Raw genomic sequence first — 21,216 nt, 5'->3', positions numbered from 1 at the left:
CACCTCTTTATTGAGTTTTCAAGGGGGTTAAGTTCCCCCTTGCATGGATGTTATATTCAGACAGTTTCAATACTAATCACTGGTCCTGGTTTTGGCAACATGAAAGAGGCCTTTGTTTTAACCCTGGGTTTTTCATAGAATAATGTCCTCCAGGGCCAGCAGCTTTTTCTTTAGTTCAGTTCCGCAGGAAAAACCTCCAAGGCCCCTGTCAGCCCTGATTACCCGGTGACAGGGAATGATGACCGGCCAGGGGTTGCAGGCCATGGCCGTTCCCACTGCCCGGGCCGCCCCGGGGTTGCCGGCCATGGCGGCCAGCCCGGAATAAGTCATGATCCTGCCCCAGGGAACAAGCCAGAAAAGTGTCCTTAGCACCCTGGCCCTGAAAGGGGGCATATTTTTCCAGGCCAGTGGAATCTCCGGATGCAAAGGCTCCCGGTTCAGGTAGTGTCTGTAGAGGTTTCCAAGAGCCCTGGAGGGCCTTGGTGATGTTTTCATGCAACTTGTGGTCCCTGAGTCCGCCGGCTGTAGAAGCGTCTTTTCTATCAGGTTGTTTTTCCAGATAAGAGTCAGGGTGAATTCCGGGTGGATCAAAAATTCCTGCATGGTGTAAGGTTAAAGCTGAAGGGAAAAAGGTGCAAGGAAAAACTGACAAGGGCAGCCAGGGAATGCATCTGCAAAAAGTCTCTTTGCAGGCGTATAGTAGAGAATTTCGCGCAAAAGAAAAAAATAGGTAACTGTTCAGCACATTTTGTGTGTACTCTTGTTCTGGCCATCGGTGTCGGTGTCGGTGTCGGTATCGGCTTCCGGCTCGGAGAGGTTCGATAGAAAACCGAAAACCAAAGTTGCATGGGGCGTTCCCCAACAGCTTCGATTCCGATCCCGATTCCGATACCGACCCCGACAAAATCAACTATTATGGTGAACAGTTACAATAATAGAAAAACAGGAAGAAGGCAGCACAGGGGGCAGCAGGCTCAACCCTTCAAGAATAGACCTTTATTTTTGTGTATAAATTAGGTATAGTGATGTTTAACTATCTGATCTTCAGTCAGGTATGTTATATAGGCTGAGAAGTGCTTCAAGGGCCGTAATGCATTGGAAAACCTTGAAAATTAAGGAGCAGATATGAGTCAGCAGGTAGTGATTATTGGAGCGGTGGCCCTGGGACCCAAGGCCGCCTGCAGGCTGAAGCGCCTGGAACCGGATTCCAGGGTGATCATGATCGATGAAAATGAGATAATTTCCTATGGAGGCTGCGGCATACCCTATTATGTGTCCGGGGATATAAGCGATGCCCAGGAATTGCAGTCCACTACCTTTCATATGGTCAGGGATGTAAGTTTTTTCCGGGAAGCCAAGGATGTGGAGGTGCGCACCCGGACCAGGGCCCTGAGCATTGACCGTATGGCCAGACAGGTGCATGTACACGATCTGGAAAAGGATGAAAAATACCATCTGGATTATGACAAGCTGGTTCTGTCCACTGGCAGCAGCCCCAGGAAACTGCCCCTGCCCGGGGTGGATCTGCCCGGCGTCTATACCGTTTCCGGACTGGAAGAAGCCATCAGGCTCAAGGGACAGATAAGCCAGAGCGGCGTGGAGAAGGCTGTTGTAGTGGGGGCCGGGCTTATTGGCCTGGAGATGGCTGAAGCCCTGGCTGATTTGTGGGGCATCGAGACCAGCGTCGTGGAGATCGCCCCTCAGGTCCTGCCCGGCTTTATCAGCCCGGACATTGCCCGGATGGTAAGAAACGTGCTGGAAGAAAACGATATCTCCGTTTATACCGGGGAACAGGTCAAGGAAATTTTCGGCGAGGACAGAGTCAAAGGCGTCAGAACAGATCAAAGAGAGCTGGAAGCCGATATGGTGATTTTGGCCGCAGGGGTCATCCCCAATTCGGACCTGGCCCGGGAGGCCGGTCTGGAAGTCTCACCCCAGGGTGCAGTGGTAGTGGACAGACACATGCGTACTTCGGATGAGCATATTTTCGCCGGCGGAGACTGCGTACAGCTGCAGAACCTGGTCACCGGCAAACCGGGCTATTACCCCATGGGCTCCATGGCCAACCGTCAGGGCCGGGTCATCGGCACCAACCTGGCCGGAGGCAATGACGAGTTCCCCGGAGCAGTGGGCTCTTTTGTGGTCAAGCTGTTCGATCACGCTGTATCCGGTACGGGACTCAGTATTGAAACTGCATCCAGACAGGGCTTTGATGCAGTCAGTGCTTTTGTGACCCAGTTCGACAAATCCCACTTCTATCCGGAAAAGGACCTGTTGTACCTGGAACTGGTAGTGGAGAGGGGCACGGGGCGTATCCTGGGCCTGCAGGGGCTGAGTACCGGCGGCGACAGCCTCAAGGGCCGCATAGACTGTGTTGCCGCCCTTCTGCCCGGTAAGCCCACTACAAAGGATTTGAGCAATCTGGAGGTTTCTTACTCCCCTCCCTTCGGCTCTGCCATGGATGCCCTGAACAGCCTGGGCAATGTGGCTGAAAATATACTGCAGGGCTTCAACAAGGGGTTAAGGCCTGCAGAATTTGCTGAGCTGTGGGAAAAACGGCAGGACAAAGACGTGGTTTTCCTGGATTGCCGGGACGAGGACAATGCCAGGCCGTTTATGGATAAATATCCTGAAAAATGGAAGAACGTTAAGGCCGAAACCCTGGACTTGAACCTGGACAAGGTGCCCCAGGCCGAAACAGTGGTTCTTCTGTGCAACAACGGGGCGCGCTCCTATGAAGCCAGGCTCAAGCTGGCCAGGCATGGAATCACCAATACCCTGAACGTGCACGGAGGCATGTCCATGATCAAGAAATGGGGCGTGGATATCTAAGGGCTCGTTTTTTAGGCCGGCCTGTAGCGGGCCGGCCTGCCTGTAAGCAATCAGGCCAGTTGCCGGTCCAGTACAAGATGAGTGAAATAACCGAATACCGAGGCCAGATAGTATGGCAGGAGGACCTGCCAGGCCACGCTGTAAAATATGACCGGCAACAGGAAGACAGCCAGGGGGATGGCCAGCATGGCCCACCAGGTATGGATGAATCCCCTGTGCCTGGCCACCACCGGGAGCATGGCCAGAAAACCCAGGATGGCCGCCCAGCGGTAGTATCCAAGAACCATCAGGGTCAGGTTGATTATCAGCAGCAGGGAGTAAAAAAACTTCTGCCCCCTGGAGTCGGTGTCCACATCCGGAAACAGCGCCCCCAGGACCACGCAGCCCATGAGCACCAGGGCCTGCCAGGGCTCGGGGCGAAACCAGGCCAGCCAGTTCACCGCGGCCAGGGCCCCTGCCCCCAGAATGACAGCACCAGCTATATGGCCCTTATATCCGGGCATGCCGTTTCCTTTACAAATATTTGACTGCAGGACGTCCCGGGATAAGAACGGTCTCTTCCTGCAATTTTTGAACGTGCTTCCAGGGGTTCCGGCTTTTGCCGGGCCCTTCCTGCCGATTTAAAAGCTTTTTGCTCTTACCTGTAATTGCGCTCCGTGTCTACTGCATATAACATGCTGAAATTATTTATTTTTTATTTGAGTTTTCTTTTGACTTGCTTAAACATGCCGTGTAATAATATCTTCAGTAAGTTTACGCTCAGGATACACTTTACCCCCGCACAGCCGGATTTGTGCAGCTGTATCTGTTTACCTTTCCAGGAAAGCAGGGTTGAGGCCCCCATGCCACACCCAAAGCGCTGTCTGAACAGATACGAACAGCTTGCCTGTAAACTGGGCCGGGGTACGGCTGTATTTATATGAAATGCAAAAACCTGAACCCGTGAAGTTCTTCTGGACCGGTCCATTTTCACTGATTCAGGCAGGAAGATAACTATAGAAAGACTGTGCATTTATCTATCCCCGGAAAATTATATGTCAGAAGAAATAAGTATTAAGGAAATTACCAACAGGTGCCTGGAGGAGTCCCGGGCTTTCAAGGTCCAGAAGAGGCTGCTGGAAAAAATCGATGATTATGCAGATTATGCCTTCAGCCCCATCCAGAGTTCCGCGCTCAATGTTTTTTTTGATCTCTCCCAGGAGTATGAATCCTTTCACGATCTCCTGGCCGTGTGCGTCCTGGTGCCCAAGGTCTTTTTCAACCTGGAGTGCAACCTTTTTCTTTTGCGGGAGAACCGGGTGGAAATGGTGGCCACCTGCAAGGGCAACTGCCCGGAGGTCACCGAGGGCAGAATGGACAATCTGCAGATATGCCCTGAGCCCCAGGTAATAAAAGATTGTCTGTACCTGCCCATCAAGGCCAACAGGGACATGCTGGACCAGCTTCCCTTCAGTCTGCCCCAGGGGCTTATCGGGATGCTGGAGGTATACCCTGCCCGCAAGATAAACGAACACGGCCGGTTCTTTTTTCAGAAATACGCCAACAGAGTGGGTTTTCAGCTGCACATGCGCATGATCAGCTGGAAAAACGAGGAGCACCTGCAGTTCATCAACTCCCTGGTCAAGGATATTGGTCACAATGTTATAGTGCCCAACATGTTTTTCAAGATTTTTTACCGCCGCCTGGAAGCGCAAATAAACGCCCTGGGAAACCTCAAAGATGATATGGCCGCCATTGCGCGGGCAGCCGGGGACGACCCGGATAAAGGCCTGGTCGATTCCCGGGAACTTCTCCCCCGCCTGGAATATATCCACAACGGCCTGCGGGAGCAGTACAGCGAGATACTCAATCATTACGAGCAGACCAGCCTTTTTCTGGAAACGCTTCTCAGGCGCAGTCATTTCGAACAGGGCAAGTATGTCCTGGAAAAAAAGGTTTGCAATTTCAAAAGCCAGATAATAGATCCCCAAGTGGAGCGTTTTACGCCCCAGTTCAGGGAAAAGGGCATTGACATCGCCCTGGCCGGAGTGCCGGACCAGGAAATCGAGGTGGTGGTGGACAAGGGGCTTATCAGCCAGGTCTATGCCAACCTTTTTTCCAACGCTGTCAAATATACCCGGGAAGTAACTGATTTTTCCGGCCACAAGGCCAAGTTCATCTCTTACGGCTGGGAATACAAGCCTGACTATTTCGGGCCGGAAAAGCCGGGCATCAAGCTCAACGTATTCAGTAGCGGACCGCACTTGAGCCCTGAAGAGCAGGCCAGCCTTTTCCGGGAGGGCTTCCGGGCCGGCAATGTGGGCAAAGAACAGGGAACAGGGCACGGCCTGTTTTTTATCAAGGAAATCGTGGAAATGCACGGCGGCGAAGTGGGATATGAACCAACCCCGCTTGGCAACAATTTCTTTTTTATCCTTCCCCTTACCGAATCCGCGGACTACTGACTTTAGCCTGCTAAAACAGCTGCATTATTTATTTCAGACAATTTTATGCGCATTCAAAGCAAGATTTTTATCCCCTTGATCCTCCTGGTGCTTTTTTTCACCTCGGTGGCCTTTTATGCCTCCACCCTGCAGCGCGGTCATATGGAAAAGTCCGGGGCTGAGAGGCTGGCCCTGGAGAATCAGGACAAAATTGACCAGGTCGTCAGCATAATGGAGCTGAGCGCCAGGGAGCAGGCAGCCATGTTCTCGGCTCACCCCCTGGTGAGAGAGTCTCTGGAAACGGCCGCAGAAGGAGACATGGATGATCCTTACGATCTGCGCGTACAGGAGGCCAGGGAATTTTTGAGGCATGGCCTGCAGGATTTTATGCAGGGGTACAGCCGGATGCTGGGAGAAGACAAGCCTCTGCGCCTGCACTTTCATCTGCCCAACGGCCGCAGCCTCCTGCGCAGCTGGCGGGACAAGAACGTACTCTTAAACGGTCTGCAGGAGGACAGGTCCGATGACCTGACTCAGTTTCGAGGCACGGTGAACCGGGTAATGGAAACCCGTGAGCCGGTTTCCGGCATCGAGGTGGGCAGGGGAGGACTGGTGGTCCGGGCTGTTCTGCCTGTTTTTTCCGAAAACGGAGAATACCTGGGTTCAGTGGAGTCCCTGTCCCGGTTCAGTGATGTCTGGGAGGACCTGGAACTCAAACATGTCAGTCACCTGAACATGTTCATGAAAAAAGAATGGCTGCACCTGGCCCCGGAGATGCAGGACCGGGATACTTATCCACGCCTGAATGAGAACTATATACTGGCTGCAGGCGAGGGCGAGGAAGAGATAATGCAGGCCCTCAATGTCCAGGATCTGGAGCAGGGAGAGCAGGGTCTGCAGGTGCGCATTGAAAAGGGGTATGCCGTTGCTGCCTTTCCCATACTGGACTATGCAGGCAATGCAGTCGGGGTCTCCGCCCAGTATCTGGATGTAAGCCAGCAGCAGTTCAGGCTGGCCTGGATGAACCGCCTTCTGTGGGGCACTCCTCTGGCCATTATGCTGGTTTTTCTCCTGGTGGGGCGCAAAGTGGTCCAGCAAAGCGTTATAGAACCCATCAGCCGTATCCGGGAGCAGATACAAGGTATCCAGGAAAATAAAGAAAGCCTGGGCCGGCGGCTGGATCCCGGGTCCAGGGACGAACTGGGCCAATTGACCTCGGACTTCAACCGGCTCATGGACAGATACCATGAGATGCTCACTTTCAACACCATGGTCCTGGACGCTATCCCGGACCCGGTGTTCGTGGTGGACAGCAATATGCACATCATGCACGCCAACCGGGCCACAATGGACCTGGCAGAAGAGCACGACCCGGAAGAATTGAGATATTATACATGCCGGCAGATATTCAACGCCGACTGCTGCGGTCTGCCCGAATGTCCCATAGCTACCCTGCAAAGAGGCGAAGATGTGGATACCAGACAGATTATCCGCTGGGACCGGGGTGAAGGCCGGGTCATGTATATCCGGCCCAGGGCCAAGGTGCTGCGAGACCGTGAGGGCAACATCGCCGGCTACCTGGAACTGGCTCAGGATGTGACCGCCCTCATGGAAAAAGAGCAGGACCTGGAGCAAAAAAACCAGGAGCTGATGGTACTCAACGAAAAATACCAGGAAGCAGCCAGGCAGGCCAGGGAGGCCAGCCGGGCCAAGAGCGAATTCCTGGCCAATATGAGCCATGAGATCCGCACTCCTATGAATGCCATAATGGGCATGACCGAGCTGGCCGGCAACACCGAGCTGACTCCCGAGCAGAAGGAATATCTGTCCATTATTCAGAATTCCTCTGAGTCCCTGCTGGCCCTTTTAAACGATATCCTGGATTTCTCCAAGATCGAGGCCGGCAAGCTGGATCTGGAGTACATAGACTTCAGCCTGCGCGAAACCGTGCACAACGCTGTCTACTCCGTGGCCATGCTGGCCCATCAAAAGGGGGTGGAGCTGGTAGTGCGTGTGGAGCCGGATATGGAGGACGGGTTCAAAGGAGATCCTGACCGCCTGCGCCAGGTACTGGTCAATCTGGTGGGCAACGCCATCAAGTTTACCCAGCAGGGTGAGGTGCAGGTGGAAGTCCGCCTGGCGGCAGCAGAAGAAATGCTCCAGCATGCAGCCCGGGACGAGGGTTACCTCTCAAAACTGCAGATACTCTTCAGAGTTGTGGATACCGGCAGCGGCATTGCCTGGGACAAACAGGAAGGTATTTTTGAGGCCTTTGTTCAGGCGGACGGCAGCTCCCGCCGTAAGTACGGGGGCACAGGGCTCGGGCTGTCCATAAGCAGCCGCCTGGTAGAAATGATGAAAGGCCGTATCTGGATGCAAAGCGAGCCCGGCAGAGGCAGCACTTTCAGCTTTGTGCTGCCCCTGGAGCCTGGAGAGGATGCGCAAAAAGAGCAGGTCCTGGGGGATGTAAGCCAGCTGCAGGGGCTCAAGGTGCTCATTGTTGACGACAATGCCAACAACGCCGGTATACTCGAAGAAAGCCTCAGGTACTGGTGGATGCAGCCGGCCATCGCCCAGAGCGGCGGCCAGGGCCTGAAGATGCTGGAACATGCCGCCAGCGCAAATGATCCTTTTCAGGTCATGCTCCTGGACATGCACATGCCGGAGATGAACGGCCTGGACGTGCTGGAGGCCATGCAGGACATGGACCCTTCTGTAAAGCCGGTCATACTTGTACTTACCTCCGGGGCGCAGCTGGGAGACTCCCGGAAACTGCGAACCTACGGGGTCAAGGCCTACCTGTTCAAGCCGGTAAAGCAGTCTAAGCTTCTGGGGGCCATCCTGGATGCCGTATCAGGGGGCATGGACCATGAACAGGAGCAGGCGCAAGAGGGCAAAGGGGAGGAAATTGACGGTTTAAGGCCCTTGAAGATACTGCTGGCCGAAGACAACGAGGTGAATCAGCTCCTGGCCGTCAGGATACTCAGCCAGGAGGGGCATCAGGTCCGCGGGGTCCATGACGGCCGGGAGGCTGTGGATGCTCTGGCCCGGGAGAATTTTGACCTGGTGCTCATGGACGTGCAGATGCCGGTTATGGACGGCCTGGAAGCCACAAGGCTTATCCGGGCCCGGGAGCAGGAAGAGGGTCTTTTAAGGACACCTGTTATCGCCATTACCGCCCATGCCCTGAAAGGCGACCGGGAAAAATGTCTGGAAGCGGGCATGGACAGCTATGTGCAAAAACCCATCCGCAAGGCCGATCTGTTCAAGGAGATAAAAGCAGTGCTGGGAGAACACTCTGGCCGGAGCCAGGAAGAAATGGAAGAAGCCGGTGAAAACATGTCAAAAGATCCAGGTCTTCAGTCGCCGGCAGCTGCTGATCTGGAGACTGCCCTGGCCCGCATGGGAGATGACCAGGAGCTTCTTGCGGAACTGTCCGAAAATTTTCTCCAGACCTACGAAGGCTACATGCAGCGCATCCGCAAGGCTGTGGAGGACAATGATCCGGGTTCCCTGACTCACAGCGCCCATACCCTCAAGGGGATGCTGGGTATCTTTGTGGCGGACGTGGCCTGGGAAACAGCCAGAAAGCTGGAGCATAAGGGCCGCAGTCAGGATATGCAGGGAGTTGAGGATCTGCTGACAGAGCTTGAAAGGGAAGTTGAAGAGGTGACAAGGGAACTCAAAACAAAGTAATATTTGAAATCGTTCAGGGGCGTGGACGGCGTCCATGCCCCTGAACAGCTGCCTGCAGGCTGATGATCAGGTAGCCTGTTTGACAAAAGCATCAATCTCTAAGGCCGGCAAGGTCAAGAGCTCTACAGATCCCCTGGATCCCAGTTCCACGGACATCTTCATCATGGCTTCGTTATCCGGAGCCTCCACGATGTTCAGGAAGTCATAGTTGCCAAGCAGGGCATACTGCTGCTTGACCTTTACCCCCATATCCTCGAGCTCCTTGTTTACCTCCATGATACGTTCCGGCTTCTTTTTCAGGGTCTTGCGTCCTTCATCAGTAAGTTTGCTCAAAACGACATACTCAGGCATATGTACCTCCTTAGGTTATGGGTTCCTGATCAATAATTCCTTCAATCCCAAAATCCTCGAATCCCCCAATCCCTCAATCCCCCAATTCCCCGATCCCAAAATCCCAAAATCCCAAAATCCCAAAATTCTAAATCCGCATCTTATTGTCCCTGATTATCCGGACAAGCTCCCTGGCTGCATCAGCGGGAGAATCAGCGGAGCAGACAGCAGATACCAGGGCCACGCCGTCCACTCCGGTGGCCATTATATCCGCCAGGTTGTCCCTGTTGATTCCGCCTATGGTTATAAGGGGTTTGCCGGTCATGGCCCGGGCCTTTTTCAGGCCTTCCAGCCCGAAGGGCTCCTTGGTGTCGGTTTTGGTCTGAGTGGGAAATACCGGGCTCAGGCTCAGGTAATCCACGTCAGTAAGAGATGCCTGCCAGAGCTGGTCATAGGTATTGATGGACACTCCTATGATTTTGTCCGGGCCGAGCATCTCCCGGACCACCTGGTAGGGCAGGTCTTCCTGGCCTATGTGCACCCCGTGGGCCCCGGCGGCCATGGCCACGTCCACCCGGTCGTTGATTATAAGTGGCACGCCGGAATCAGAAAGCCTTTGCTGCAATGCCCTGGCGGTATTTAAAAACTCTCCGGCTGTGCTGTTTTTTTCCCGGATCTGCACCATACTTACCCCGCCCTGTACTGCATCCAGCACAACACGGGTTAGATCCCGGCCCATGCACAGGCCGTTGTCCGTTACCAGATAAAGGGAGTAGTCAATTTCTTTGGTCATAAACTAAACTCTAAAACATGCAGCCCCCAAAAGCAAGATGCCGGGCGGAAAAGATGTGACAGGAACAGTTATTTAAAAGCCCTTGTGCTCTGGCGGCGTATTTTCAGAATAAAGACCTGAGGCATTAATAAAGACTGGACAATTAATCTAAATTCATGCAAAAAAACATCAGAAATGGTTGGTATAATCCAGGGACCAGGTGCTCTGAGCAGGCGGATATTCCTGCAGCATACCCTGGGAAACGGGTGCTCTCAGGCACGGACAAGTGCCTTTGCAGAGATGATTGCAGTCAAACTTTATTGGATCACAATTTATGCCTGACAACGAAAAATCTACCAGGGACAGATTGCAGGAACTCAGGGAAAAGGCGGAAAAAAGCCTTAAGGAGTATGACGATTTAAGCGGGCCTGCATCGGAGTTTGAAGATGTCCAGGAAGTACTGCAGGAGCTAAGCGTCTACCAGGTGGAGCTGTCCATTCAGAACGAGGAACTTCAGGCCAAGCAGGAGCAGCTGGAAAGAACCAGCAATGAGTACAGGCGGCTTTTTGATTTTGCACCTGTGGGGTTTTTCGTTTTCGACGAAAACGGCATCATAGAAGATGTGAACCGCTACGGGGCGGAAATGCTGGGTATGGATCAGCGTACCCTGCACGGCAAACCCTTTATGCTCTACTTAGACACCACATACCAGAGGGCTTTTTCCGATCACCGCCGCCGTGTTTTCAGCAAAAAGCCAGTGGCGGAAGACGTAAGCCTCAAGCTCAAAGTGCAAAACAGCAGGGGGATCTGGGCGCGCATCAAAAGCATAGCCGTTGAGCACGGCGATCAAAAGGCCCTGCGCTGCTTTACAGCCATGCAGGATATTACCCGGCAGGTGGAATATTCTGAAAAGCTCCTGGAGATGAACAGGACCCTGGAGGGCACCAACAACATGCTGCGCCAGGAGATAGAGGCCAGAAAAAAGGTGGAGCAGGAGCTGATTGAGAGCAGGGATGCAGCTGAGGCGGCCACAAAGGCCAAGAGTGGATTCCTGGCCAACATGAGTCATGAGATCCGCACCCCGTTAAACGGTATCTTCGGCATGCTGCAGCTTATGGAAGATACCTCCCTGGATGAGGAGCAGCAGGAGCTTTTGCAGACAGCCAAGGCTTCCGGCCGGGGAATCTTGACCATACTCTCAGATATCCTGGAGTTTGCCGGCCTTGACCAGGTAGAACCCCGGCTGGAAAACAGGCCTTTTGATCTGCGCAGCGTTGTGCAACAGACAATACAAAGCCTGGAGGCTTCAGCGAGACAAAAGGGTCTCGGCATTAAGCTCAGCATTGCAGCGGACCTGCCGGGAGAGGTCTGCGGGGATCAGGCCAGAGTCAGGCAGATCCTTTTCAATATGCTCAGCAATGCCGTAAAGTTTACCCAGGATGGCGAGATTCATCTGGATGTAAGCCTTCTGCGCAGTTATGAGGACAGTATCCTTGCGGGCTTTGCGTTGAGCGACTCCGGTCCCGGGATATCCGATGATCTCATATTCCAGGTCTTTCAGCCTTTTTCCCAGGCGGACAACAGCTTTACCCGCAGGCACGGCGGCCTGGGCCTGGGGCTGAGCATAGCCCGGAACCTGGTCAAGCTCATGGGGGGCACTATCGCCCTGGATACTGAAGAAGGCCGGGGCAGCACTTTTTACTTTACTTTGAAGCTGGGACTCAACTGCCCTGCCCAGTAACTGTCCTTCATCAAAACATAATTGCGGGAAATATGAGCCGTAACAGTCCTGCCGGGAGCAGGAAGAACCGGCCCCGGTCCATGCACGGCAAGGTGGTTTCAGTACTGCTGTTAATGCTGGCGCTTCTGCCGGTCCTGGTCCTGGGGCTGTATATATCCCTGCCCTTCATCCTGGAAAGGTTTCTTGTAAGCTACATGCAAGACCAGGGCATTCAAGAAGCTCAAATCCGGGTGGACTCCGTGGGTCCCAGGGGGATTCACCTGAGTGACATCCGGGGGGAAAACCTGGGGCTGGAAGTTGACCGGGTGGCTGTGCGCCTTGGGTGGTCAAGCCTTATGCAGGGCAGGGCCGATAGAATTGTGGTCACAGGCCTGAACTGGCGGGCCGGATACACTCCGGAAGGACTGGACCTGGGATTGCCCTTTAAAGGGGACGACCGGGAAAGAGAGTTGGCCGTCCCTGCTCTTCCCTTTGATGTGCTTGAGCTGCAGTCGTCTTCATTTCTTATGGAATACGCAGGCCTCGGCTGGCGGGTGCCCCTTAGCGGTGTTGTCCAGGCCGGGGATGTTAAAAACATCAGGGCCGAATTTGAAACCAGGCTCCTTGGTTCAGCTCTGCAGATAAAGGGTTTGGCTGACCTGGAATCAGGCAGGGCGGATGTTTCGATCCAGAGTTCCTGGCCGGAAGATGAGAGGTTTGAGTCCTTGCCCCGGCAGGGGCTGCCCCTGCAGGCGGAACTTTCGCTAACCTGGGCCGGCGGCCTGGATGATCCAGGAGACGGCTGTATTGATTTTTATGCAGAGCTTGGGCGACAGCACCTGACACTGGCTGGTACGAAGTTCGGCCTGGACAGGGCGGCGCTGAACCTGCAGGGTACTTTTGACGGTTTTTCCCGTGACAGTCTGCAGGCAGGTGTTCAGCTGGAAGGCCTTAAACTGGGTGATTTTCAGTTTGCCGGTATTGATATGCTGCTTAAGGACAGGGGAGTATCGTCTATGCAGGCCCGTCTGGAAAAGCCGGACAGGCTGGATCTGGACCTGACGGGCACACATGAAGACATATTTGCCCTGTGGTCCGGGGATGAGCCCTGGTCCGGAGAGTGGGACCTGGACCTGGCGGGATCTGTATCCCCTGAGCTGGCCGGGGTTTTTCTGCCGAAAGACGCCCTGGTCCAGAGGGACTTTCCCCTGCAGGCTGCAGGTAGACTCAAGGCCTGGGCCATCCGTGATGAAGGCGGGCTGGACTGGCGGGTGTCCTTAGATTCTGCCAGTGCTGAAGCAGGACCGCTGGACCTGCATTTGCCGCAGCAGAAGGCGCAGGTCAGGGGCATTTTTCTGGAACTGTTTCCCGGGATTTCTGCCGGGCCGGATTTGACCACTGTGCGCCTGGGCCGGGAGAGCAGGCTTGGTTTTGATTCCATGTCCATGGACCTGGAGGATGAGCACCTGGAAATACCGGGGATTACCCTGTCCGGCAGAGACGACTGGGCCGGGCTGGATCTGGCTGCGGGAGAAGCACCCCGGATAATGCTGGATGCTTCCTTGCCGGGCGGGCTGGTTGTAAAATCCCGTGACGCACGGGCCTCATTCGCCGCAGGGGGGTTGCAGGCTGACCTGGAGTTCATGGACGGCCTGCCCCGGGGCGGGCTTACAGTTAGTCTTTCCGGGGGCGGGGTAGAACTTCAGGATATGGGCCTTGAACTTGCAGGAATAAGCTTTGGCCTGCCCGTGAGCTGGGACAGCCAGGCACAGGACCGGGGCAGGTGGAATATAGAACATATTTATTATAACGGCGAGAAGTTCCCCGGGCCTGAAGGCGGCGTTGCTGTCAGTGATTACCGGTTCCAAGCTTACGGGGCCTGGGAGGCTTTCCCGGGAATCAAGGCTGATCTGGGACTGGATCTTTTTTTCGGGGACCAGGGTCTGAAAGGCAGGGCAACAGCCGGCACTGACTGGTTTGATGTACCGTCCCGGGAGCAGCTCCAGGACTTTTTTCCCCGGATCAGGGATTTTGATATTCAGGGCCGGGCCAGGCTGGATATACAGGCGGACCTGGATGCAGGGGGCATGGAGCCGTACCTTCAGCTGGAGCTGGAGGACCTGGATGTGCAGGGCCGGGAAGCAGGGATTGCAGCCAGAGGCATATCAGGTCTTGTGGCCCTGGACAGCATCGATCCCTTGTACACCGCCCGGGACCGGGACAGCTATCTGCATGTCCAGGAGCTTGACACGGATATATTTTCCGCCCGGGACGGTCTGACCAGTTTCAGGGTCCGGGGGGATACACTGCATCTGGACAAAAGCTCCTGGCTGCTGGTGCCACAGGGCAGGATTGCAGTACATTCTTCCAGGTGGGACCTGGAAGCAGGGGAAGGCCGGCTGGATATGTATTTTGAGGACGTGGATCTCCTTGAGTATGCCGGACGGGCCTTCCAGGACAAGATAGAGGGCAGCGGCCTCTTTTACGGGCACGTGCACCTGGGCCTGGATTCTGATAGGATAAGTCTTGGGGACGGATACATATATTCCCTTCCTGGAACCGGCAGGCTGGGCATAAAAGATGAAGAGCTCATGGATACCCTGCTTATGTATGTGCGCCAGAGCCTGGCCGGGCAGGAGTACCTCTCAATCCTGAGCGAAAGGCTGGAAGAGGCCCTCAGGGATTTCGAGTATGATTATTTTACTCTGAATATCATTCCCATGGCCGATGATGTCCGGGCGCGCATAGAGATCCGCGGAGAGGGAGTGCACGGCGATCCTCCCCAGCGCGTGGGCAGCTTGGTGCTCAATGTCAGTGGCCTGGAAGACACTTTGAACCATGCCCTGGATCTGGGAATCACCGGAGAAGACGCCGCCAGGAGGGCGCTGGACGACTGGCTGGATTTTTGACCCCGACCTTTGACCCGTTTATCAGTACATTGAACTGTTACCAAAGAAGCGGAGAGAATCATGGACAAGAAGATTCTGTGTTTACTGGCAGTGCTTATTTTTTTGCTGGCATCGTGCACAAGGCACCATGTGACCGCCGACACTACCCACAAGGTAGAAATAGCCCCCATTCATGTCACAGTGGACATCAACCTCAAGGTGCAGAAGGCCCTGGATGACGCCTTAGCTTTTCAGGGCGGTATGGAGGATATTTTTTCCGAAGAAGAGCTGAAGCAGTTGCAATAGTTTCAAAACATGAACCACGAGGTTAAGATCATGCAAAATAAAATCTGGACGGTGCTTTTGATATGTCTGCTGTCTTTTATGCTGGGAAGTTCTGCTGCCTGGGCCCAGAACAGGAGCAAGGATGAAGTGGTGCAGAGCATGAAGGACCGCCATTCCAGCCTGGTACAGGCCAAGGACCAGGGCCTGGTGGGCGAGGCCTGGAACGGCATGGTTGCTTTAGTCGATCAGGGCGCTCCATCCCGGGTGCAGGACCTGGTGGACTCGGAAAATTACGACCGCAGAGAGCTTTACCAGATAATCGCCGCGGATACGGATACATCAGTGCAGGAAGTGGCCCTGCAGAACCGCATCCGCATGTATCGCCTGGCTGATGACAACCATTATGTCCAGGACCAGAACCGCAACTGGGTGCGTAAAAAGGATTTCGAAAATTAGGGCCTATGACAACAAAGGACGATAATAATCCTTCAGGCCATGATGCAGGCCGGGCCGGCCTACAGGACCTGCTCCAGGTATTTCACGGAGTAAACGAGGCCCTGTTTGTGCATGACTCGAAAGGCGGTATCCTGGAGCTTAATGAAAGAGCCATGCGGATGTTCGGCGTGGATAGAAACAGGGCTCTTGACCTTGATTTCGGCAGGGATTTTTTTGCGCCGCATGCCCCCATGCGCAAGCTCTCAAGGCTCTGCTCCAGGATAGATGCCGGAGGGAATCTTCTTTTTTCCTCTACTGCCAGGATTCCAGGCGAGGGCAGGCAGTTTTCCGTGGAAGTGTACATGAAGAAGATCGCCTGGAGGGGCAGGGAAGCCGTCCTGACCACCCTCAGGGACATCACCAGACACAAGGAGTACGAATCCAGGCTCAGGATCAGGAGAAAGCAGCTTGAGGCCATCCTGGACGCTGTGCCCATCGCCACCTTTGTAATCGACCATGAGCACAAGGTGGTTATCTGGAACAAGGCCTGTGAAGCTTTTACCGGGGTCTTAAGGGATAAGACCCTGGGCCGGGCCGTGGACTCCAGGATCTTCTACCCCGGTCCGGGCAGGCAGGTACTGGCTGACCTGGTACTGGAAGGCAACGTGGAAAAGATGTGCACCCTTTACGGAGATAAAAACCTTGCCTCCTGCCTTTATATCCCTGATGCCTACGAGGCCAGGGATACCTTGAACATTCAGGGCGAGGCCAGGGATATATATTTTCTGGCTGCTCCTTACCAGGACGTGCAGGGCAGGGTGCTTGGAGCCATTGAGACCATTCAGGACGTAAGCGACCGGACCAGGGTGGAGCGGGCCCTGAAATCCAGCGAAAGACGCCTGCGGGAAATAACCTCCAACATACCGGGTGTTGTATATCAGTATTATGTCCAGGACCGGGACACGAAGATGTTTACCTTTATCAGCGACGGTGTGCGCTGGATGTTCGGCCTGGACCCATACAAGGTGCTGGAGGATCAGGAGCTTTTTTTCCAGAGTATGGACGAGGACATCCGGGCCACTTTTCTGCAGGCCCTGGAGTCGGGGGGAGAATCGGATGAACTCCAGGAATTCATATTTTCCATGCCCGGAGGACCTGACGGGGAAAAGGTCTGGATCAAGAACAGGGCCCTGTGCAGGGTGCGGGAGGAAGACGGAGCCGTTGTCTGGAACGGGGTGTTGACAGACATCACCCAGGAAAAGAGGCTGGAAATAATGCGCAGTGAAGTGGAGCGCATAGTGCGCCATGATATGAAGTCTCCCCTCATTGGCATCGCCGGCCTGGGCCGGCACCTGCTCAAAGAGGACCTGAGCGAAAAGCAGCGCAATTTCGTGGTCACCATCTACCAGAGCGGGATAAAACTCCTGCGCATGCTCAACAACACCATGTCCCTGCTCAGGATAGAACAGGGCACTTATACCCTCAAGGAGGAACGGGTCAACCTGGCTGAAGTTTTCTGTTCACTGCATGAAGAGCTCTTGCCCTCGGCGGAAAACAAGGGCGTAAAGCTGGAATACTATCTCAACGGAGCGGCCATGACCAGAAGTGACAGCGTGGAGACAAAAGGGGAGAGGATTCTTCTGGAATCCCTGTTCGCCAATCTCCTGCACAATGCCCTGGAGGCCTCTCCCACTGGAGAAAGCGTGCAGGTTGTCATTAAACGCAGCAAGGATTCATGCCTGGTGGATATCCACAACCAGGGGGCTGTTCCCGCAAACATCAGGGACAGGTTCTTTGACCGCTACGTCACCCATGGCAAGCAGTACGGCACGGGCCTTGGCACCTACAGTGCCCTGCTCATCGCCAGGGCGCACGGCGGAGATATTACCTTCACCACCTCGGAAGAAGAAGGCACCCACCTCTTTGTGACTCTGCCGATACCGTATTGATAGACCTGAAGAAGGGGGGAAGGGGTAAGTGGCGCGCCTGGGAGGATTCGAACCCCCGGCCAAGAGCTTAGAAGGCTCCTGCTCTATCCTACTGAGCTACAGGCGCACAAAGTGCATATTAATCAGCAGGACGCCAAAAGTAAAGAGATGAATTTCAGGGTCTTTACTTCACAGCCGGGTTACTGACCCTCCGCCCGGGCCTTGACGCCCTGATTTTTTATGGCGGCATTGATGCGCCTGAAGGCACCGCTGTCCTCCACCCGCAGTTCCGGTTCCGAGGCCATGGCGTTGAGCATGCGCTGCATCTTCAAAAAGTCAGCGCCCCTGCTCATGTTGATCATAGCGCATAAAACCATTTCCCGTTCCCTGATTTCCTTTTCCTTTTCCTGGCGCATTTTTTCAGCTACGGGCAGCAGCAGAAAATTGGCCAGAACTATGCCATAAAGGGTGGAGACCAGGGTGACCGGCACATTTTTCAGGATAAGGCTTGTTTCCTCTATACCCATGAGCAGTCCCACCAGCCCGATTACACTGCCGGCCACCCCGAATGAGGGGGCGTAGGCCGCCATGTTGCGAAATACCTTTTCCAGTTCCTGCCGGAAACGGCAGTGGGCCTGGGCATCAGATCCCATGATCTCCCGGATCTCGGTCTCGCTGTAGCCGTCCTTTATAAGCTCCAGCCCGTGGGCAGCTACAGGGTTTATCTCCCTGATGCTTTCCGGGCTGATGATACCGTGCCTGCGGTGCAGATGCCCCAGGCTCATAAGGGCGTCCAGGAGTCTTTTTTCCCGCCCCTGTTCTTCGGTGTAAGCCCTGGATGCGAATCCCAGGGCCTTTTTCACCCTTCCTGGTCCGGAGCTTAAAAGTCCAGCGCCCAGGGTGCCGGAAGTGACCACCAGAAAGGCAGTGGCGTTGAAATATATTGAGGCCTCTCCGGCCAGGAAAAAGGCTGACACAAAGAGCGTAAAGCAAATCAGGCCTGCGGTTATGGTTTTGTTTATCATGACATACTCCCGGGTCGAAAAAATATATGCTTGTTTACGAGATGCCTCTGTGGCATCTGACTTCTGACCTCTGACTTCTTACGAGTCCACGATTCTTATTTCCACCCGCCGGTTCATTTCGCTGCCCACGGGTGAGTTTTCAGGTACCTGGGGACGCGGAGTGCCGTGTCCCTGGATGACCAGGTTTTCCTGCCTGAGTCCCCTGGACCGGGTAAGTTCTTCCCCGATACGAGCAGCGCGCATGGCCGAGATTTCAAAGATACTGCGGTCCCCCTGTACACTGTTTTCCCTGCTGTCGGTAAAACCCGCCACCTTGACCTGTCCCTGGGCCAGGGAAACAATCTCGGCGATCTGCTGCAGATATTTATTAGACTCAGGGTTCAGGTCTGCACTGCCGGGGCTGAAAAAAACCTCCCCGAACAGGGAAATGAGTACGCTGCCCTGCTCGGTCATTTTGACGCTTACCGGAGCTCCGGGCGTACTCAGCTTTTCCCTGGCCTGGGTGTAAAGGCCCTGCAGCTGCAGGCTGCTGCTTTGATTCTGCACTGCCTGGTTCCAGTGACCGTCCTGGTTTACCGGCACCCGGACCAGTGTCTCCCGGGTATGAAAGACAAAAAGAACCAGGAAGAGTATGAACATGACCAGCATAAGATCCGACCAGGGCACAGCCCAGGAACTTTTGCCGGCCTGGTTTTCCTCTGCACCGGGCAGGCTGAAAAGAGAGATATGGGCGTCATTATTTTGATGCATGAATTTTCCCCGTATTTTGCATAACTACCTGTATCTGTATGATATATCCTGGCCGTGCCGGATCCGGGCGGCAAATTTTTGCCGGGCAGTCATTAACAAGCAAAATGCGGACCAGGGATGTAACCATTCAGGGGATGCCGCAATCGTCCTGGGGACAGTCCCCGCGACACCTTTTCCTACAAAATTAAAAAATTACAAACGCTAATTTTTGTGAACCTGCACATATATTACTTAGCGTGGACAGTCCCCAAGGCCTGGTGCCAGTAGCTACCACCGTTGATGCCCCTGAATGGTTACCCAGGGATGGTTGTACGGGGGCATTGTCTTTTTTAATCGAGGTCGGAATAGGTATCGGGATCGGAAGCGAAATCAAAGGCGAGGTCAAGTACCGGCCAGGGGGAGAGTCCCCTGGCCTATGGCTGGATGATGCAACGATATGCCGGCATCTTAATCAAGTGGTGGGGCATTCCGGGCATATTATATGCTGGCGCACAAGTTCGTAGGCTTTCTGCGCTTCCGGGGTCTTAACCTTGTCCAGGTCCTTATGATCAACCAGCATCAAAGCATCACAGGGGCACATGGGAGCGCAGGCCGGTCCCAGACCTCCGCGGTCCAGGCAGAGATTGCACTTGGTTATAGGGGTCTTCTGAGCACCGGTGCAGACCATGGCCACGTAGGGGCAGGCCATGAGGCAGTTTTTCGTCGGGCACTCGGCGCAGAGTTCCTGGTTTAAAAGGATGGCCCCGGTGTCGGGATCACGGTAAATGGCTTTTTTGGTACAGGCCTTCATACATTTAGGATTTTCACAGTGCTGGCAGTAAAGGGGTACCCACCAGCCGTCGGTTGTCCTGGTCATGATTATCCTGGGATAGGTGTGTACGAACTTGCATACCGACTCGCATGTCCCGCATCCAATGCACTTGCTGTAGTCCAGATATAGTGTCTGCATGGTTAGCGCAAATCCTCCCTGCGTATGACTTCATCCTGAAATTCATCAAGGCGTCCCTGGTCCTTGAGGGTGATCCATTCATCAAGAGACTTGGCTGCCTTGAGCCCGCTGTATACCGCCTTGCCGATCTTGCTGGGACCCATAAGCACATCTCCGGCTACAAAAACCGAATCCAGGCTGGTCATCTGCAGCCATTTGACCTCGCCCTTGCGTACGTTGTCCAGGCCCAGGTCGTGAGCAAAGGGAGGGGTTCCCATTTCACCAACTGCCGTAACCACTATGTCCGCATCCATGATAAAGCTGTCTTCCTTCTGGACCGTCAGGCGGCACTTTCCTGCTTCGTCTGGTTCAGACATGACGCAGGGCGCAAACCTGACCCCCTCGACCCTGTCGGTGCCCACAATTTCCAGGGGAGCTGCATGTTCCATGCACGCAGCGCCCTGTTTCTCCAGCATGTTGAATTCCATGCTGCCGCAGGGGGCCTCCTCCCGGCTTCTGCGGTAAACCAGGTTTACCTGGGAAGCTCCCTCGGTAAGAGCGGCATGGACGACATCCACGGCAGTAAATCCTGCTCCAATGACCACGACTTTTTTGCCTTTTATTTCGGGCACATCCATGTTGGTGATCTCGTAGCTGGCGGCCCGTACCGGAAACAGAAACTCCAGCCCGGAGTAGACTCCAGGCAGCTCGTGACCAGGAATTTCCATACGCCTGGACTTCCATGTGCCGGTGCAGATAAGAACAGCGTCATTGTCCTCCACCCGGCCTCCCAGGCTCTTGTAGGTGTAGGCCATATCATCCCCGGTTTCTTCGTGCATAGGTTCTGATCCGCAGATCTTGGTGCGCAGCTTGAACTCGACTCCAAACTCCTTTTCCAGCTTCTCTGCGCCGCGGGCTATATTTTCCGGCTGAATCCGGTGTCCGGGTATGCCGAAGACCATAAGCCCTCCGGGTTTGGGCAGCTTGTCGTACACTTCCACTTTATACCCGGCACAGGCCAGGTAGCCGGTTGCGGACAATCCCGAAGGCCCGGATCCGATTATAGCCACCTTGCGGCCGTTAGGCTCAGGCTTTCCTGAACAAAGAAATGTAAAATCCATGGCACTGTTTCCGTTTTGGGTTTTGGATTGAGGATTATGGATCAGCAGTACTGCGAAAGATTAAGTTTGTCCGCATGTAGCTG

The 21,216-nt window shown here is 54.5% G+C and carries 16 protein-coding genes and 1 tRNA gene; 8 read left to right on the top strand and 9 right to left on the bottom strand.

The window, feature by feature from the left end:
- Positions 1 to 132 precede the first annotated feature (132 nt).
- Positions 133 to 603: a methylated-DNA--[protein]-cysteine S-methyltransferase gene (locus DTHIO_RS06960; RefSeq protein WP_008869617.1), complete on the bottom strand. Its 471-nt coding sequence runs from the start codon at positions 601 to 603 to the stop codon at positions 133 to 135.
- Positions 604 to 1,125: 522 nt separating this feature from the next.
- On the opposite strand from DTHIO_RS06960, the gene DTHIO_RS06955 reads away from it, so the two are divergent.
- Positions 1,126 to 2,832: an FAD-dependent oxidoreductase gene (locus DTHIO_RS06955; RefSeq protein ID WP_008869616.1), complete on the top strand. Its 1,707-nt coding sequence runs from the start codon at positions 1,126 to 1,128 to the stop codon at positions 2,830 to 2,832.
- Positions 2,833 to 2,882: 50 nt separating this feature from the next.
- Here DTHIO_RS06955 and DTHIO_RS06950 read toward each other — a convergent pair whose 3' ends face one another.
- On the bottom strand, positions 2,883 to 3,335 hold the full coding sequence (locus DTHIO_RS06950) for a metal-dependent hydrolase (protein WP_008869615.1): 453 nt from the start codon (positions 3,333 to 3,335) through the stop codon (positions 2,883 to 2,885).
- A gap of 531 nt (positions 3,336 to 3,866) precedes the next feature.
- On the opposite strand from DTHIO_RS06950, the gene DTHIO_RS06940 reads away from it, so the two are divergent.
- Complete coding sequence (locus DTHIO_RS06940; RefSeq protein WP_008869613.1) at positions 3,867 to 5,276, top strand: sensor histidine kinase; 1,410 nt, start codon at positions 3,867 to 3,869, stop codon at positions 5,274 to 5,276.
- Positions 5,277 to 5,321: 45 nt separating this feature from the next.
- A complete protein-coding gene (locus DTHIO_RS19650) occupies positions 5,322 to 8,951 on the top strand; it encodes a response regulator (RefSeq protein ID WP_008869612.1) in 3,630 nt (1,209 codons plus the stop codon).
- Between the two features lie 66 nt (positions 8,952 to 9,017).
- On the opposite strand, the gene DTHIO_RS06930 is transcribed toward DTHIO_RS19650, so the two are convergent.
- Positions 9,018 to 9,302, bottom strand: coding sequence for a GYD domain-containing protein (locus tag DTHIO_RS06930; RefSeq protein WP_008869611.1), 285 nt, complete (start codon positions 9,300 to 9,302; stop codon positions 9,018 to 9,020).
- 127 nt (positions 9,303 to 9,429) lie between these two features.
- Positions 9,430 to 10,074 (bottom strand): thiamine phosphate synthase, encoded by a 645-nt coding sequence (thiE, locus tag DTHIO_RS06925; protein ID WP_008869610.1) that lies wholly within the window; start codon positions 10,072 to 10,074, stop codon positions 9,430 to 9,432.
- A 313-nt stretch (positions 10,075 to 10,387) separates the two neighbouring features.
- Between thiE and DTHIO_RS19645 the strand changes: the two genes are divergently transcribed.
- The 5 genes from DTHIO_RS19645 to DTHIO_RS19640 are packed head-to-tail and all read left to right on the top strand — an operon-like array spanning position 10,388 to position 17,330.
- Complete coding sequence (locus DTHIO_RS19645; protein WP_008869609.1) at positions 10,388 to 11,794, top strand: PAS domain-containing sensor histidine kinase; 1,407 nt, start codon at positions 10,388 to 10,390, stop codon at positions 11,792 to 11,794.
- Between the two features lie 32 nt (positions 11,795 to 11,826).
- Positions 11,827 to 14,682 carry an intermembrane phospholipid transport protein YdbH family protein gene (locus DTHIO_RS06915; protein WP_008869608.1) on the top strand — a complete coding sequence of 952 codons (2,856 nt, stop codon included), beginning with the start codon at positions 11,827 to 11,829 and terminating at the stop codon, positions 14,680 to 14,682.
- A 60-nt stretch (positions 14,683 to 14,742) separates the two neighbouring features.
- Positions 14,743 to 14,967: a hypothetical protein gene (locus tag DTHIO_RS06910; protein WP_008869607.1), complete on the top strand. Its 225-nt coding sequence runs from the start codon at positions 14,743 to 14,745 to the stop codon at positions 14,965 to 14,967.
- 30 nt (positions 14,968 to 14,997) lie between these two features.
- On the top strand, positions 14,998 to 15,402 hold the full coding sequence (locus DTHIO_RS06905) for a YdbL family probable chaperone protein (protein WP_008869606.1): 405 nt from the start codon (positions 14,998 to 15,000) through the stop codon (positions 15,400 to 15,402).
- 5 nt (positions 15,403 to 15,407) lie between these two features.
- Complete coding sequence (locus tag DTHIO_RS19640; RefSeq protein ID WP_008869605.1) at positions 15,408 to 17,330, top strand: sensor histidine kinase; 1,923 nt, start codon at positions 15,408 to 15,410, stop codon at positions 17,328 to 17,330.
- Between the two features lie 29 nt (positions 17,331 to 17,359).
- Here the strand turns inward: DTHIO_RS19640 and DTHIO_RS06895 are convergent.
- The 5 genes from DTHIO_RS06895 to DTHIO_RS06875 all read right to left on the bottom strand — a co-directional run bounded on the left by DTHIO_RS06895 (position 17,360) and on the right by DTHIO_RS06875 (position 21,133).
- Positions 17,360 to 17,436, bottom strand: a tRNA-Arg gene (locus DTHIO_RS06895).
- A 73-nt stretch (positions 17,437 to 17,509) separates the two neighbouring features.
- Positions 17,510 to 18,334 (bottom strand): motility protein A, encoded by an 825-nt coding sequence (locus DTHIO_RS06890; protein ID WP_008869604.1) that lies wholly within the window; start codon positions 18,332 to 18,334, stop codon positions 17,510 to 17,512.
- A gap of 78 nt (positions 18,335 to 18,412) precedes the next feature.
- Positions 18,413 to 19,084 carry an OmpA/MotB family protein gene (locus DTHIO_RS06885; RefSeq protein WP_008869603.1) on the bottom strand — a complete coding sequence of 224 codons (672 nt, stop codon included), beginning with the start codon at positions 19,082 to 19,084 and terminating at the stop codon, positions 18,413 to 18,415.
- A 451-nt stretch (positions 19,085 to 19,535) separates the two neighbouring features.
- Complete coding sequence (locus DTHIO_RS06880; RefSeq protein WP_008869602.1) at positions 19,536 to 20,033, bottom strand: 4Fe-4S dicluster domain-containing protein; 498 nt, start codon at positions 20,031 to 20,033, stop codon at positions 19,536 to 19,538.
- Positions 20,034 to 20,035: 2 nt separating this feature from the next.
- A complete protein-coding gene (locus DTHIO_RS06875; RefSeq protein WP_008869601.1) occupies positions 20,036 to 21,133 on the bottom strand; it encodes an FAD-dependent oxidoreductase in 1,098 nt (365 codons plus the stop codon).
- Positions 21,134 to 21,216 lie beyond the last annotated feature (83 nt).

Origin of the sequence: Desulfonatronospira thiodismutans ASO3-1 (assembly GCF_000174435.1) — a bacterium.
In the GTDB taxonomy this organism is placed as follows: domain Bacteria; phylum Desulfobacterota; class Desulfovibrionia; order Desulfovibrionales; family Desulfonatronovibrionaceae; genus Desulfonatronospira; species Desulfonatronospira thiodismutans.
The sequence above is the reverse complement of the archived record's forward strand: the minus strand, read 5'-3'. Positions and strand labels throughout refer to the sequence as shown.

What these genes read in the sequence shown, in the direction of transcription:
- DTHIO_RS06960 (WP_008869617.1), bottom strand. Translation starts at nt 603, where the DNA reads ATGCAGGAATTTTTGATCCACCCGGAATTCACCCTGACTCTTATCTGG.
- DTHIO_RS06955 (WP_008869616.1), top strand. Translation starts at nt 1,126, where the DNA reads ATGAGTCAGCAGGTAGTGATTATTGGAGCGGTGGCCCTGGGACCCAAG.
- DTHIO_RS06950 (WP_008869615.1), bottom strand. Translation starts at nt 3,335, where the DNA reads ATGCCCGGATATAAGGGCCATATAGCTGGTGCTGTCATTCTGGGGGCA.
- DTHIO_RS06940 (WP_008869613.1), top strand. Translation starts at nt 3,867, where the DNA reads ATGTCAGAAGAAATAAGTATTAAGGAAATTACCAACAGGTGCCTGGAG.
- DTHIO_RS19650 (WP_008869612.1), top strand. Translation starts at nt 5,322, where the DNA reads ATGCGCATTCAAAGCAAGATTTTTATCCCCTTGATCCTCCTGGTGCTT.
- DTHIO_RS06930 (WP_008869611.1), bottom strand. Translation starts at nt 9,302, where the DNA reads ATGCCTGAGTATGTCGTTTTGAGCAAACTTACTGATGAAGGACGCAAG.
- thiE (WP_008869610.1), bottom strand. Translation starts at nt 10,074, where the DNA reads ATGACCAAAGAAATTGACTACTCCCTTTATCTGGTAACGGACAACGGC.
- DTHIO_RS19645 (WP_008869609.1), top strand. Translation starts at nt 10,388, where the DNA reads ATGCCTGACAACGAAAAATCTACCAGGGACAGATTGCAGGAACTCAGG.
- DTHIO_RS06915 (WP_008869608.1), top strand. Translation starts at nt 11,827, where the DNA reads ATGAGCCGTAACAGTCCTGCCGGGAGCAGGAAGAACCGGCCCCGGTCC.
- DTHIO_RS06910 (WP_008869607.1), top strand. Translation starts at nt 14,743, where the DNA reads ATGGACAAGAAGATTCTGTGTTTACTGGCAGTGCTTATTTTTTTGCTG.
- DTHIO_RS06905 (WP_008869606.1), top strand. Translation starts at nt 14,998, where the DNA reads ATGCAAAATAAAATCTGGACGGTGCTTTTGATATGTCTGCTGTCTTTT.
- DTHIO_RS19640 (WP_008869605.1), top strand. Translation starts at nt 15,408, where the DNA reads ATGACAACAAAGGACGATAATAATCCTTCAGGCCATGATGCAGGCCGG.
- DTHIO_RS06890 (WP_008869604.1), bottom strand. Translation starts at nt 18,334, where the DNA reads ATGATAAACAAAACCATAACCGCAGGCCTGATTTGCTTTACGCTCTTT.
- DTHIO_RS06885 (WP_008869603.1), bottom strand. Translation starts at nt 19,084, where the DNA reads ATGCATCAAAATAATGACGCCCATATCTCTCTTTTCAGCCTGCCCGGT.
- DTHIO_RS06880 (WP_008869602.1), bottom strand. Translation starts at nt 20,033, where the DNA reads ATGCAGACACTATATCTGGACTACAGCAAGTGCATTGGATGCGGGACA.
- DTHIO_RS06875 (WP_008869601.1), bottom strand. Translation starts at nt 21,133, where the DNA reads ATGGATTTTACATTTCTTTGTTCAGGAAAGCCTGAGCCTAACGGCCGC.